We start from the raw sequence: 14702 nt of genomic DNA on the forward strand, positions 1-14702 counted from the left end.
GCCGGCGCCGGAGCGAGCGCATAGACTGGCGCCATGCAGACCGCAACGCCCGACCGAGCCCAATGCGACCGCGCCCGCCTGGCACGCGATGCACGCTTCGACGGGCTGTTTTTCACCGCCGTGCGCAGCACCGGGATCTATTGCCGCCCGGTGTGTCCGGCGCCGCCGCCGAAGCCGGCCAATGTCAGTTACTACCCCACCGCCGCGGCAGCCAGCGCTGCTGGATACCGGCCATGCCTGCGCTGCCGGCCGGAGTTGTCGCCGCAGGCGCAGCAGCATCTGGGCGAAGAAAGCGTGCAGCGTGCGCTGGCGATGATTGCCGACGGCGCGCTGCAGGCGCAGCCGGTGCAGACGCTGGCCGATGCGGTGGGCGTGAGCGCGCGCCAGCTGCAGCGGCAATTCGTGCAGCAGCTGGGTGCCACGCCGATCCAGGTGCACGGCACGCATCGGCTGCTGCTGGCCAAGCAACTGCTGACCGAAACCGCCCTGCCGGTAACCGAGGTCGCGCTCGCAGCCGGCTTCAACAGCCTGCGCCGCTTCAATGCGGCCTTCCTGCAGGGCTGCGGCATGCCGCCCTCTGCACTGCGCAAGCAGCGTGCCGAGGTGCCGGGCGGCGAACTGACATTGCGCCTGGGCTATCGCCCGCCGCTGGATCTGCCGGCGATGCTGGCCTTCCTGCAGCGCCGCGCGATTCCGGGCATCGAGCAGGTCGACGCCAACGGTTACCGGCGCGTGATCGGCGCGCCGGGCAAGGCCAGCGTGATCGAGGTCAGCGCGGCACCGCAGCGCCCGGAACTGCTGCTGCGCATCGGCGCCACCGACCCGCGCCAGGTTCCGCAGATCGTGCGGCGCGTGCGCCGGCTGTTCGATCTGGATGCAGACCTGCAGGCCGTGCACGCCACGCTGGCGCCGGAACCGCTGCTGGCCGAGGCAATTGCACGCCGACCCGGTCTGCGCGTACCCGGCGGCTGGGACGGCTTCGAAGTGGCGGTGCGTGCAGTGCTGGGGCAGCAGATCAGCGTGGCCGGCGCGGCAACGCTGGCAGCGCGCCTGGTGAACCGTCACGGCGGCCATCATGCCGACATGCCACCCGGGCTGGATCGCAGTTTTCCCACGCCCGAACAGTTGGCCGACGCGCCGCTGGAACACCTCGGGCTGCCGCGTGCGCGCGCCGCCACGCTGCGTGCGCTGGCCTCGGCCTGCGCGCAAGGCCAGCTGCACTTCGGTGCCGGGCAGCGCCTGGCTAATTTCATCGCCGCCTGCACCGCGCTACCCGGGATCGGGCCGTGGACCGCGCATTACATCGCCATGCGCGCGTTGTCCCACCCAGATGCGTTCCCGGCCGGCGACCTGATCCTGCAGCAGGTGCTCGGCGCCCCCGGGCGCCTGAGCGAACGCGCTACCGATGCCCGTTCGCAGACATGGCGACCGTGGCGCGCCTACGCCGTGCTGCACCTGTGGCATCTGGCCAACGACCGCAAGGACCCCCGCGCATGAGCACCCTGCACTACGACACCTTCCCCTCGCCGATCGGCGCACTGAGCGTGGCCGCCGACGACACCGGCGTGCACCACATCCTGTTCGCGCAGAACCGCTACGACGCCGTCGGCCGTGCACGCTGGTTGCACGACCCCGATGCGCCACTGGTGCGCGAAGCACGCCAACAGCTGCTCGATTACCTGCACGGCGGGCGACGCAGTTTCGATCTGCCGCTGGCACCGGTCGGCACACCGTTCCAGCTGATGGTCTGGCGCACGCTGGCGCAGCTTCCGTTCGGGCAGACCTGGAGCTATGCGCAGCTTGCGCAGGCGGTGGGCAAGCCGGCCGCGAGCCGCGCGGTGGGCGCTGCCAACGGACGCAACCCGCTGCCGATCGTGCTGCCGTGCCATCGCGTGATCGGCGCCAATGGCACGTTGACCGGCTTCGGCGGCGGCCTGCCGACCAAGCAGGCGTTGTTGCAGTTGGAAGGCTGGTCGCCGCGTGGTGCGGCGCGCGCCGACGATCTGTTCGCCCCTGCCTCGCCAGCGCGCACTGGCTGACTTCGCGGCGTCATCGCTGCGCCGTAGACTTACGCCATGATCGACCGACGTCTTGGAATTGCCGCAGCGGCGCTTGCCTTGCTTGCGGCCTGCAGCAGCCAGCCATCCGCGCGCAGCGCGCCCACGCAGCTGCCAACTGCATCTGCGAACATCGCATCGGCCAGCAACCCGCACACCTTGCTGCTGATCTCCATCGACGGCCTGCGCGCGGACATGCTCGATCGCGGCATCACGCCGAACCTGTCGCAACTGGCACGCGAAGGCGTCCGTGCGCGCTGGATGACGCCCGCGTATCCGTCGCTGACGTTTCCCAATCATTACACCCTGGTCACCGGGCTGCGTCCGGACCACCACGGCATCGTGCACAACAGCATGCGCGACCCGACGCTTGGGGGATTCTGGTTGAGCAAGTCCGACGCGGTGGGCGATGCGCGCTGGTGGGGCGGCGAACCGGTGTGGGTGGGCGTAGAAAAATCGGGCCAGCATGCGGCCACCTGGTCGTGGCCAGGCAGCGAGGCGGCGATCAAGGGCGTGCGCCCGTCGCAATGGCGCCATTACCAAAAAGGCGTGCGCCTGGACACGCGCGTGGACGCAGTGCGGGGCTGGCTGAAAACCGACGGTGCCCAGCGCAATCGCCTGGTCACGCTGTACTTCGAACACGTGGACGAAGCCGGCCACGACCACGGCCCGGAATCGCGCGAATACGCCGACGCCGTGCGCGCGGTGGATGCGGCCATCGGCCGGCTGCTGACAGGCATGCAACGCGATGGCACGCGTGCGCGCACCAACATCATCGTGGTCTCCGACCATGGCATGGCCGAGGTGGCGCCAGGGCATGCGATCAGCGTGGAAGACATCGCGCCGCCGCAGATCGCCACCGCAATCACCGACGGCCAGGTGATCGGTTTGGAGCCACTGCCCGGGCAACAGGCCGCTGCCGAGGCCAGCGTGCTTGGCGCGCACGACCACTACGACTGCTGGCGCAAGGCCGAGCTGCCGGCACGCTGGCAGTACGGCAGCCACCCGCGCATTCCGTCGATCGTCTGCCAAATGCACGAAGGCTGGGATGCGCTCTTCCCGGACAAGCTTGCCAAGCGCGCGCGGCAAGGCATGCGTGGCTCGCACGGTTTCGATCCGGCATTGCCGTCGATGCGCGCGGTGTTCCTGGCGCAAGGCCCGGATCTGGCGCAGGGCAAGACACTGCCAGGCTTCGACAACGTGGATGTCTATGCGCTGATGACCCGGCTGCTGGGGATTGCGGCCGCACCCAACGATGGCAACCCGGCAACCTTGCTGCCGGCCCTGCGCATGCCGCCGGCAGCCGACGCCCGGTAATCGCGACCGGCATCCGCAACGCCGCCGCGGTGCGTAAGCGGGCCGCATCAACGCCGACAATGCGCACGCAGGGAAGATCCCGCTCCACCTCGCCACCGCGCAGCGCGTGTTGGCGAGCGCGCAAAAATGCGGATCGCTGTAGACACCGCTGCGGCCCGGCAGTGCGACAATGACGCAATGTCCGGTTCCAATCCCCCGCCGCATCGCTCGCGGCCGCTGTTGTCCAGCGAAGGCTGGCGTCGTCGCGCTGCGCTGTGGGGCGGCGCCATTGCGGTGGCGCTGGTGGCGATCGTGTTCGCCAAGGCCAGCGACGCGGCTTTTCATCTCTTTCAACGCATTACCGCACACTCGATCTGGTGGGCATTGCTGCTGACGCCGGGCATCTTCGCCCTGCTCGCTTGGCTCACCTCCGGTGCGCTGCGGCCCACGCGCGGCAGCGGCATCCCGCAGGTGATCGCCGCGCTGGAGCACCCGGACCCGGCGTTTCGCGACAGCAACCTCTCGTTGCGCGTATCGGTTGGCAAGCTCGCGCTGACCACCTTGTCGCTGCTCGGCGGCGCATCGGTGGGACGCGAAGGACCCACCGTGCATGTCGGCGCCAGCCTGATGCATGTGTTCGGGCGCTGGTTCGGTTTTCGCGACCCACGCGAGCTCTCGCATTTTCTGCTCGCCGGCGGCGCCGCCGGCATCGCGGCTGCGTTCAACACCCCGCTGGCGGGCGTGGTGTTTGCGATCGAAGAACTGAGCGGGCGTTTCGAGCACCGCTTTTCCGGCACCTTGCTCACCGCGGTGATCGTCGGCGGAGTGGTGTCATTAGGCCTGCTGGGCAACTACACCTATTTCGGCAAGGTGGCGGTGGCCTTGCCGTTGGGCCAGGCCTGGCTGGCGAACGCCTTGTGCGGCAGCGTGGCCGGGTTACTTGGCGGCCTTTTCGCGCGGATGGTGCTGGCCAGCGTCAGCGGCAAACCGCGCTGGTTGGGCGCGCTGCGCCAACGGCATCCGGTGCTGCTGGCCGCGTTGTGCGGCGTTGCCCTGGTCGGGCTGGCGCTGGTGTTCGGGCAAGGCGCCTTCGGCACCGGCTACGAACAGGCGCGCAGCCTGGTGCAGGGGCATGCGGTGGTCGGCCACGAGTTCGGCTTGATGAAACTCATCGCCAACCTGGTCTCGTATCTGGCCGGCATTCCGGGCGGACTGTTTTCGCCGGCGCTGGCAGTGGGTGCCGGCATCGGCCACAACCTCTCGGTGCTGATGCCCAGCGTGGACCCGCGCACCTTCGTGCTGTTGGGCATGTGCGCCTATCTCACCGGCGTGACCCAGGCGCCGCTGACCTCGGCGGTGATTTCGCTGGAACTCACCGACACCGGCCAGATGCTGCTGCCGATCCTGGCCACCGTGCTGATCGCGCGCGCAGTCTCCGGGCTGGTCTGCAAGACGCCGATCTATCGTGGCTTGGCCGAGCAATTGCTGCCGGTGCCGGCGCCCGCTGCAGAGCATGCGTCAACGTCGCAGTCCCAGACATTGGCCGGAAACAGCAGCCAGGACGACGCCTCGCCACGAACCTAAGCTGCCGCAACGCTCGCCAGCGGTGCAGCGCGGTAGATCCCCTCTTCGTTGTGCTGCTTCCTGAGGTTATGTATGCGTGCAATGCAGTTCGAGCGTTTCGAACATGTTCCGAAAATTCTGCAGCTCCCGGACCCGACGCCAACCGATGACGGGGTGGTGATCAAAGTGGCGGCCACTGGCATCTGCCGCAGCGATTGGCACGGCTGGATGGGGCACGATCCGGACATTGCATTGCCGCACGTGCCGGGACATGAGTTCGCCGGCGAAGTGGTCGCCTTGGGAAAACACATCTCGGGCTTTGCGATCGGCACCAGGGTCACCGTGCCCTTCGTGTCCGGGTGCGGGCGCTGTGCGCAGTGCCACGGCGGCCATCAGCAAGTGTGCTCGAACCAGTTCCAGCCCGGCTTCACCGCATGGGGATCGTTCGCCGAATATGTCGCGATCGACTTTGCCGAAACGAATCTGGTTAGACTGCCGGACAGCATCGACAGTGCGACGGCGGCAAGCCTGGGATGCCGGTTTGCCACCTCGTTTCGGGCCGTGGTCGATCAGGCCAGAACCGGCCCTGGCGAATGGGTCCTGGTACATGGCTGCGGCGGCGTCGGGCTTTCGGCAGTGATGATCGCAGCGGCACTGGGGGCGCAGGTGATTGCAGTGGACATCTTCGACGACAAGCTGGCGTTCGCCGTTGAATGCGGCGCGGTCGCAACGGTCAACGCGTCGAAAGCGGCCGACACGGTGGAGGCGATTCGCGAGATCACCAAGGGCGGCGCGCATGTTTCCATCGATGCGCTCGGCAGCCCCGCGACCTGTTTCAACTCCATCAGCAACCTGCGGCGGCGCGGCCGTCATGTCCAGGTGGGACTGATGCTGGGCGAACACGCCACGCCCAGGATCCCGATGGCGCAGGTGATCGGCCACGAACTGGAGATCTACGGCAGCCACGGGATGCAGGCGTGGCGGTACGATGCGATGTTGGAGATGATCCAGGCCGGGAAGATCGCACCACAACGGCTCATCGGCAAACGGGTGGACCTGGACGAGGCCATTGCGGTGCTGACCGGCATGGACGCCATGCGCGACCTCGGCATCAGCGTCATTGATCGCTTCTAGCGCAGATCGCCGCCGGCATCCTGCGCATATGGGCGCACGTTGATGGGCCGGGAGCGTAACGACCGCCTGCAAAACGAAAAACGCGGCGCAAGCGCCGCGTTCTGGTGTCGCGAAGCTGGCTGGGATCAGCCGGCCTTGGCGACAGTCTTCTTGGCGACGGCCTTCTTGGCCGGGGCCTTGACCACGCCCTTCTTGGCAACCGGGGCAGCTGCACCCACGACAACCTTGCTCACCGCGTGCGAACGCGAATTGCCGTAGCTGGCGTTGTAGCGCTTGCCCTTGGCGGTCTTACGGTCACCCTTACCCATTTCGTCGACTCCTGAATGTGAATACAAATTCCCGTGCTGGCACAGGTCTGGCGAGGTTTCACCGGCGGCGCCCTCGCGCAAGGCCGACAAGCCTATCACGGCGGCCCCCGGCGCGCGTAGCTGGGCAGCGCCTGGCCGCCCTGCCGAGCTGGCTGCCTGCGGCGCACCGCGTGCGTTGTGCGCGCCGCGCTGTGATCAGGCGAACGCCGTAGAGCGGCCCGAATGGACGAACGGCAGGTCTCGATTCTGCGTGCAGCCCTCGGCCCAAGGGCCATCGCTGCAGCGGTAGCGGTGCTTAGTGCGCGCAGCTGGCGTCGTGCACATGCCCATGCCCGTGATTCAGGCGCAGATTGACCAGATGGGCGATACCGACCAGGGCGCCGCCCAGGGTCATCACCACCGCATGCGGCACCACCGAATGATGGAGCGGGTCGTACAGCAGGCCCAGCCACAGCAACCCCAGACCGGGCAGCAGCAACGCCAGCGCATGCAGCGCTTTATGCCGGCGATACCCCAGCACCAGGCTGAACAGGCCCAGCAGCGTCACGAACACCACGATGGCCCGTTCCACCCCGTCGCCCAGCCAGACCGACAGGCCCAGCGACGGTGCCAGCACCAGCACCAGTGGCAATACCGCACAGTGCACGGCGCACAGCAGCGAGCCGGTTGCGCCGAAGCGGTCAAGAAGATGGCGAAGGGATGGTAGAGGCATGACGTCCAGCAGGGTACTCGCGGCGACGTGGAATAATATAACATCTTACTGTTCCAGCCCCGCATCAGTGCATCGCGCAGCCATGCGGGCTCGCCGCCGGCGCAGCAGGCAAGCTGCGCCTTACCACTGATACACAGTAACAATTACAGAGTCCGGCCCACCATGCCCCCATTTGCACCCTCGTTCCACCGTTCCGCGCTCTCGCTGGCCCTGGCCAGCCTGCTGACCCCTGCCCTGGCCATGGCCGAGGACGCTCCGGTCGCTGCCGATGGGCAGACCCCGCCCAATTCGGACACCCGCCACGATGCCAGCCCCTCCAGTGGGCGCCATATCAAGGATCTGGACAAGGTGGTGGTCACCGCCAGCCCGTTGCGCGATGCGGCCGGTGAATTGAGCCGCCCGGTGGAAGTGCTGGCCGGCGAGCGCCTGGACGAGGTGCGCAGTTCCAGCCTGGGCGAAACCGTGGCCAGCCTGCCGGGCGTGCAGAGCTCCAACTTCGGGCCCGGCGTGGGCCGTCCGATCATCCGCGGCCTGGACGGCCCGCGCGTTGCAGTGCTGCGCGACGGCCTGTCCACCCAGGACGTGTCCACCGTCAGCCAGGACCATTCCCCGGCGATCGAGCCGTTCCTGGCCAACCAAATCGAAGTGCTGAAGGGTCCGTCCACCCTGTTGTACGGCTCCGGCGCCATCGGCGGCGTGGTCAACGTGGTCGATGGGCGCATCGCCGAGACTCCCGTGGACGGCTTCAGCGGGCGCGCCGAAGCGCGCTTCGACGGCGGCGACAAGGACGGCAACACCGACATGTTCCGCGTCGATGCCGGTAATGGCAGCGGCCTGTCGATCCATGCCGATGGTGTGTATCGCAACCAGAACGACTACGACACGCCGAAGGGCCGCCAGCTCAACAGCTGGATCGATTCCAAGGTGGGCTCGATCGGTGCATCGCTGTCCGGCGACTGGGGTTTTGTCGGCCTGTCGGCATCGCGTTTCCGCGACAACTACGGCAACCCGGGCGAACCGGGCGACCCGTCCATCGGCGAGCGCGGCGTGTCGCTGAAACTGCAGCAGGACCGCTACGACCTCAAGGGCGGGCTGACCGATCCGTGGGGCGACGGCAGCGCACTGCGCTACAGCTTCGGCCATACCGATTACGCGCATACCGAATTCGAAGGCGCCGAAGTCGGCACCGTGTTCACCAAGCGGGCCAACGAAGGCCGCGTGGAAGCCTCGTTCACGTTTGGCAGCGGCTGGCAGACCGCATTCGGCCTGCAGGGCAGCGACAGCACCTTCCAGGCGATCGGCGAAGAATCCTTCGTGCCCAAGACCGATACCCGCTCGCTCGGCGCCTTCGCCGTCGCACGCAACAGTTGGGAGCGCGTCACCGCCGAAGTCGGCGCGCGCGTGGACAAGGTCAAGTACCAGACCGATATCGGCGTGGACCGCGATTTCACGCCGACCAGCTTCTCGGCCAGCGGCGGTTTCCGCTTCAACGAGCAGTGGCGCCTGACCGCCAACCTGGACCACGCCGAACGCGCGCCGGCCGAGGAAGAACTGTTCGCCAACGGCCCGCACATCGCCACCCTCGCCTTCGAGATCGGCGGCGCCGATCTGAAGACCGAGAAGGCCAACCAGGCCGAGCTGGGATTGAATTTCCAGAACGCATGGGTGGATGCCAAGGTGGCGGCGTACTACAACCGCTACAACGACTTCATCTACATCGTCGACACCGGCGGCCAGTGGTTCAACGAAGAAGACAACGACTTCCTGCCGATTCGCCAGTGGACGCAGGCCGACGCGATCTTCCACGGTTTCGAAGGCGAGGCCACCTTCCACCTGGTCAACAACCAGAACGGTGCGTGGGACCTGCGCGTGTTCGGCGATACCGTGCGTGCGCGCCTGAACGATGGCGGCAACCTGCCGCGGATTGCGCCGGGCCGCTTCGGTGCGCAGCTGCGCTGGGATGCGCAGCAGTGGCGCGCATCGGTCGGTGCCACACGCACCATGAAGCAGGACAAGGTGGCAGTGAACGAAACGCCGACCGACGGCTACACCTTCGTCGATGCACATCTGGCGTATCACGTGGACCACGGCAGCACGGCGTGGGAAGTGTTCCTGGACGGCAATAACCTCACCAACCAGGACGCACGCGTGCACACCTCCTTCCTCAAGGACGATGTGATGCTTCCTGGCCGCAGCGCCTCGTTCGGCGTGCGCCTGTTCTTCTGACAGCAGACTCTCTCCCCTGCTGACTGGAAGGAAGGCCGCCTTCGGGCGGCCTTTTTTATGGGCGTTGCCGACTGGTCGGCGTGTACGGCAGCGCGCTGCACCGGGGCTGCAGTCGCGTTCGCCATCGTGCGGAGCTGCATGGCGCACAGGACAGGGGCACCGTCCGCGCTGCAAGCAAGTACCGCCGTGTTCCCAACAGAAAACGCTGCCGCATGCTGCTGCGTCGCACAACAGGCTGCGGCGCATCTGGGGTTAAACTTCATTAGCACTGCGCTGACAGGGGGCGCACGCGACGCGATAGCGCGGGCGCGCGCGTGCACTGGCTGCCGATGCCTGCACACCGCCGCATGGCTCGGCAGCGTTCTCGCACCTACACAAGGAGCCTTGCGCATGCGTTTTTCATCGCCCCGCTACACCCTCTCGCTCGCCGTCGCTGCCGCGCTGTTGGCACCCGATGGCCGCACGCAAACCGCCACGCCCGCAGCAGCCAATCAAGAGGCCACGACGCTGGATGCGGTCATCGTCAGCGGCACCGCGCGCTTCAAGGGCCTGGCCAAGCGCGATGCCAGCTTTTCGATCACCACGGCCAGCCCGGAACAGATTCAGCAGGCGGTGCCGCAAAGCACCGCCGACCTGCTCAAGATCGTGCCCGGCGTGTGGGCAGAGCCCAGCGGTGGCGGCACCGGTGCCAACATCTTCGTGCGCGGCATGCCATCGGAAGGCGATGCGCCGTTCGTGACCATGCAACTGGATGGCTCACCGCTGTTTCCACCGCCGACCTTGTCGTTCCTGGAGAATTCCACGCTGTTCCGTGTCGATGACACTGTCGAACGCATGGAAGTGCTGCGCGGCGGCTCCAGTCCGATCTTCTCCAACGGCCAGCCCGGCCTGACCGTCAATTTCATCCAGAAAAAAGGCCAGGACGAACCCGAAGGCAGCGTGCGCCTGACCGGCGGCAACAACGCCTTGCGCCGCATCGATGTGTTCAACAGCGGGCCGATGGGCAATGGTTGGTACTACAGCGTGGGCGGCTTTTTTCGCGAAACCGACGGCGTGCGCGACCCGCAGTTCTCCGCCGACAAGGGCGGCCAGTTCAGCGCCACGTTGAGCAAGCGCTGGGACAGCGGCGAGCTGTCGTTCTACGCACGCCACACCGACGATAACAACGCGTTCTACACCGCGATTCCGTTGCTCTCGCGCAACAACGGCAACGATCTTTCCAGTTTCCCCGGCTTGAACGCGCAGACCGGCACCCTGCTCGGCCGCGACTTCCGCAATGTGGAGCTGTTGGTCGGGCCCGATGGCCAGACGTTGCGGCGCGATCTGGCCGACGGGCGCGGCGTCAACATCGACGTGTTCGGCGGCGAATGGAACTGGGAAAGCGGCGGCTGGACCGTTGCCGACCGCTTCAACGTGATCAGCGGCAGCGCGCCGACCTACGCGCTCTTTACCGGCGATGCGCCACAGCGCCTGGGCGATTTCATTGCCGGTTACGGCAGCGGCGGCAGCGCCAGCTACACCAATGGCGGGGGTACGGTGGATCCGAACCAGCAGGTGCTCGAAGCCGGTTGGTGGTCGGTGGACAAGCGCCTGAATTCCTTTACCAACGACCTGCGTCTGAGCCGCGAGCTGTTTGCCGGCAATACGCTCACCGTGGGCGCGTACTACACCAAGTATTCGTCTGCCGATACCTGGTACCTGGGCAACACCATGCTGCTCACCGCGCAAAACAACGCACGCCGCATCGATGTAACGTTGGACGATGGCCGCCAGGCCACGCGCCAGGGGTTCACCAGTACCGCGTTCTTGAACCTGCGCGCCAAGTACGACGGCGAAAACATCGCCGCCTTCGTGGCCGACGAATGGGAGCTGAGCGAACGCCTGCGCCTGGACCTGGGCGCACGCTACGAGCGCCAGAGCGTCACCGGCGATGTGCACGACACCACGACCGTGGATCTGGATGGCAACCCGGCCACGTTGTACGACAACGCCACCTCGCTGGCATTGGCGACCACCCGGCGCATCGATCAGGACGATGAAGCGTTCTCGTGGACAGCTGGCCTGAACTTCACGCTGGACCAGAACAACAGCCTGTTTGCGCGGGTCAACTCCGGGGTGAAGTTTCCCGGCTTCGACAACCTGCGCGATGGGCAGAACCGCGTGCAGGATGTGGATCAATACGAGCTGGGTTTGAAGTCCGGCACAAGCGTCTACGACCTGTATCTCACCGCGTTCTACAACACCTTCAAGAACTCGCCGTTCCAGGCATTCCTGGCCAATGGCGAGAACTTCACCGCTGTGGGCGATTCGCGCGCACGTGGCCTGGAAGTGGAGGGTGCGATCCGGCCGTTCGGCGGGTTCGAGCTGGCTGGCACCGGGGTATGGCTGGATGCGAAATATCGCAACTATCGCGAGTTCACCGGCAACCGGGTGATGCGCCAACCCAAGCGCCAGTTCCGCATCACGCCCAGCTATTACTGGATGCTGCCGTTCGGCGACCTCAAGGTGTTTGCCACCTATTCGTACATCGGCGAGCGCTTTGCAGACCTGGCCAACAGCCAGCGCCTGCCCGCGTACGACATGCTGGACATCGGCGCCCACCTGCATGTGGGCGAACATTGGGAAGTGACGGCCAGCGGCAGCAACTTCACCGACACGCTGGGCCTGACCGAAGGCAACGTGCGCGTGCCTGGCGCAGCCACCGGTGGTGTCTTCATGGGCCGCCCCATCGCCGGGCGGCAGTACCAACTCTCGGTGGCGTACCGCTGGTAGTCCGCCGCCACACCTGAGCCGCGCAGCAGCGGAGACTGCTGCGCGGGACCTCGCTAGCGCATGCCTCGATGCGCAGTCTCGCGACGCTGGCATGCCCGGACCAAAACCGGCGTTGCCAGGCGTTGCGGCACCCATGCGTTTTCCCACGCGCGACGGCCGCTGCAACCCGGTGATGACGGGGCGGAGGCGAACAGCTCGCATGCGAAGCACAACGACGCATCGTGATCGCTTATTTCGATCGAAATGACCGCCCCCGCCAAGTTTTTCTGCAAATTTCGTCGGCAGAACTTCGCATGCAACGCATCACCCGACACGCCCGTCGTAAATTGCGCGATGTGTCACGAAGATCTCGCCGTGTGCATGCCTTGCAGGCAATGCTGTCCCCCTTTGTAATCCAGGCGTTGTTGGTGCAGACGCATCGACAACATCGGCTGCGTCGACACGCACAGGGGAGCCGACGCAGGACCTGACAGCAGCTTTGCATCGGCGCAAATGCGCTTTTGTGACTCAACTGGGATAAACGCACATGGCGCTTGTCGCTGCTTCTTTGCATCGATGTCGCACCCCGGGCATCGACACGTGGCATCTGACTGCCTGCGGTGCAACTCCGCTTGCAGGTTACGTTGGCTGAGGGGCTTTCCGGACCCGGCTGGCATCTGCCGGTTCCTTCACTCGCATTCCTCCTTCCGGCTCCACCAACACCGGCTTCACAGGCGCGAGCTTTCGTGGAGTGGAGCAGTTGCAAGGGCCGATCGCGCGGTTGGCCTGACGGAGGACTGTGTCACTTCGACGGCGCCCACCCTTTGACTGGAATCAGACGGAATGAACTCTTTTCGCAGGCGACCTCTCACGCTGTTGATCGTTGCCCTCCTCGCCGGCAGCACACCACTGTCGGTACTTGCTGCCGCGCAGGCAGCGGCTGCCACCACCCCGGCCACTACCAGCGCCACGGCCAAGGCCAATGGCAACGACCCGTTGCTGCGGTACCAGTGGCATCTCTCCAATCAGGGGCAGGCCGTGATCGGCGACAGCCGTCCGGTCGCCGGCGTGGACATGGATGTCGACATCCTGCATGCCCTGGGCATTCGCGGACGCGGCGTGCGGGTCGGCGTAATAGACAATGGGCTCGAATTGGGCCATGAAGATCTGGCAGACAACATCCTGCCGAACGGGTCGCACAATTTCGGCGACGGCTCGCACGACACCACGCCGATCGACCCGCGCAACGGTCACGGCACGTCCGTCGCCGGCATCATCGGTGCGGTGGGTTGGAATGGCCGCGGCGGACGCGGCGTGGCGCCAGAAGTGCAACTGGCAGGATTCGACTTTCTTGCACGCGATTCTTCGAATACTGATGCCAGCATCCGGTATGCATGGGGCGATGGTCCGGAGGCGCGCAATATCGATGTCTTCAACAACAGCTGGGGGGCGACTGCCCCGTTCTATTTGGATTTTCCTCTGGAAGACCAGCGCACCTGGCAAGCATTGATGGGGTCGACACGTGGAGGCCTTGGCGGCATTTATGTCAAATCTGCAGGCAATAGCTTCCAGCGGTTCCTTGCGCCCGACGAGAACGGAAACCGCGTCAATATCTGCAGCGCACAATCGCGTGAATTGAAAGTCGGCTGCTCGCTGGCCAACATCGACCCGTTGGCAAATCTGCCCGGGACCATCGTCGTGGCCAGTCTGAATGCAAAGGGCACCCATGCCTCGTATTCGTCCACAGGCTCTGCGTTGTGGGTCTCCGGCCTTGGTGGCGAGTTCGGCTTTCAACGCAAGTTCTATCCCAACGCAGCGTCGACCTTTGCCCCGGATTCGGCGCCTTATGCCTACGACCCGGCGATCGTCACCACCGATCTCAGCGGCTGCGCAGCGGGCGAGAACGTCGAAGCTCCCGACGTGGTCTACAACGCATTGGATGGCAGCAACTCGAAGATCGATGCGTCGTGCAACTACAACGCGATCATGAATGGCACCTCGGCTGCAGCGCCCACCGTGTCTGGCGTGGCTGCGTTGATCCTCAGTGCCAATACGAGCCTGAGCGCACGCGACGTCAAATATATTCTTGCGACCACCGCGCGCCAGATCGATCCGTACCAGCCGCGGGTGGTCTACCAGGGCAGCGTGATCGATCCGGGTTGGATCACCAACGCAGCCGGGCACCGTTTCAGCAACTGGTACGGTTTCGGCCTGGCCGATGCCGCGGCCGCGGTCTACAAGGCGCGCTATTTCACGCCGCTGCCGCCCATGCGCGACACCCAGTGGGTCAGCTCCACCGACGTGGCCAGCCAGATCGGTGGCCCGGCGCGACCGGGCAAGCTGCGCATCCGGGTGCAGCAGGCCATGAAGGTGGAAGCGGTGCAGCTGTCGCTGCAGTCGGCGCACAAGACGCCGTCCAACCTGCGTGTGGTGCTGGTGTCGCCGAGCGGGACGCGCAGCGTGGTCGCCACGCCGTTTTCCGTCCTGGATCCGGCTGCTTATGCGCAGACGGGGTTCTACATCGACCTGACCTCCAGCAATGCGTTCCTGGACGAAAAATCGCGCGGCATCTGGACTCTGGAAGTCACCGACATGAGCGACCCCAGGAGCACTGTCGCACTCAACGCTTTCAAACTTCGCATCGTGGGGCACTGA

The 14702-nt window shown here is 65.9% G+C and carries 10 protein-coding genes; 8 read left to right on the forward strand and 2 right to left on the reverse strand.

The genetic code is table 11. From position 1 onward, the window contains the following. The first annotated feature begins 33 nt into the window (after positions 1–33). The 5 genes from ACCQ03_RS14445 (at position 34) to ACCQ03_RS14465 (ending at position 6050) form a co-directional block, all read left to right on the forward strand. Positions 34–1497, forward strand: a complete 1464-nt coding sequence (locus ACCQ03_RS14445; protein WP_150146620.1) for an AlkA N-terminal domain-containing protein — start codon at positions 34–36, stop codon at positions 1495–1497. Continuing rightward, positions 1494–2039 (forward strand): methylated-DNA--[protein]-cysteine S-methyltransferase, encoded by a 546-nt coding sequence (locus tag ACCQ03_RS14450; RefSeq protein WP_209225995.1) that lies wholly within the window; start codon positions 1494–1496, stop codon positions 2037–2039. Before ACCQ03_RS14445 ends, ACCQ03_RS14450 begins: the two co-directional genes overlap by 4 nt. 36 nt (positions 2040–2075) lie before the next feature. Beyond that, on the forward strand, positions 2076–3374 hold the full coding sequence (locus ACCQ03_RS14455) for an alkaline phosphatase family protein (protein WP_150146625.1): 1299 nt from the start codon (positions 2076–2078) through the stop codon (positions 3372–3374). Positions 3375–3551: 177 nt separating this feature from the next. Continuing rightward, on the forward strand, positions 3552–4937 hold the full coding sequence (locus tag ACCQ03_RS14460; RefSeq protein WP_209225993.1) for a chloride channel protein: 1386 nt from the start codon (positions 3552–3554) through the stop codon (positions 4935–4937). Between the two features lie 72 nt (positions 4938–5009). Beyond that, on the forward strand, positions 5010–6050 hold the full coding sequence (locus tag ACCQ03_RS14465; RefSeq protein WP_209225991.1) for a zinc-dependent alcohol dehydrogenase family protein: 1041 nt from the start codon (positions 5010–5012) through the stop codon (positions 6048–6050). 125 nt (positions 6051–6175) lie between these two features. Here the strand turns inward: ACCQ03_RS14465 and ACCQ03_RS14470 are convergent, their stop codons facing one another. Together ACCQ03_RS14470 and ACCQ03_RS14475 are read right to left on the reverse strand one after the other, a co-directional pair. Continuing rightward, positions 6176–6358: a 30S ribosomal protein THX gene (locus ACCQ03_RS14470; protein WP_008571876.1), complete on the reverse strand. Its 183-nt coding sequence runs from the start codon at positions 6356–6358 to the stop codon at positions 6176–6178. Positions 6359–6653: 295 nt separating this feature from the next. Further along, entirely contained in the window at positions 6654–7070 is a 417-nt protein-coding gene (locus ACCQ03_RS14475; protein ID WP_209225989.1) for a MerC domain-containing protein, read from the reverse strand. 162 nt (positions 7071–7232) lie between these two features. Here ACCQ03_RS14475 and ACCQ03_RS14480 point away from each other — a divergent pair, with 162 nt between their 5' ends. The 3 genes from ACCQ03_RS14480 (at position 7233) to ACCQ03_RS14490 (ending at position 14702) form a co-directional block, all read left to right on the forward strand. Next, the gene (locus tag ACCQ03_RS14480; protein WP_057678357.1) at positions 7233–9296 is read left to right on the forward strand and encodes a TonB-dependent receptor; all 2064 of its coding nucleotides are present in this window, start codon (positions 7233–7235) and stop codon (positions 9294–9296) included. Positions 9297–9686: 390 nt separating this feature from the next. Then, positions 9687–12068: a TonB-dependent receptor gene (locus ACCQ03_RS14485; RefSeq protein WP_209225987.1), complete on the forward strand. Its 2382-nt coding sequence runs from the start codon at positions 9687–9689 to the stop codon at positions 12066–12068. Positions 12069–12923: 855 nt separating this feature from the next. Continuing rightward, positions 12924–14702 (forward strand): S8 family peptidase, encoded by a 1779-nt coding sequence (locus ACCQ03_RS14490; protein ID WP_209226032.1) that lies wholly within the window; start codon positions 12924–12926, stop codon positions 14700–14702.

Origin of the sequence: Xanthomonas sp. NCPPB 3569, assembly GCF_041475645.2 — a bacterium.
Classification (GTDB): Bacteria; Pseudomonadota; Gammaproteobacteria; order Xanthomonadales; family Xanthomonadaceae; genus Xanthomonas; species Xanthomonas phaseoli.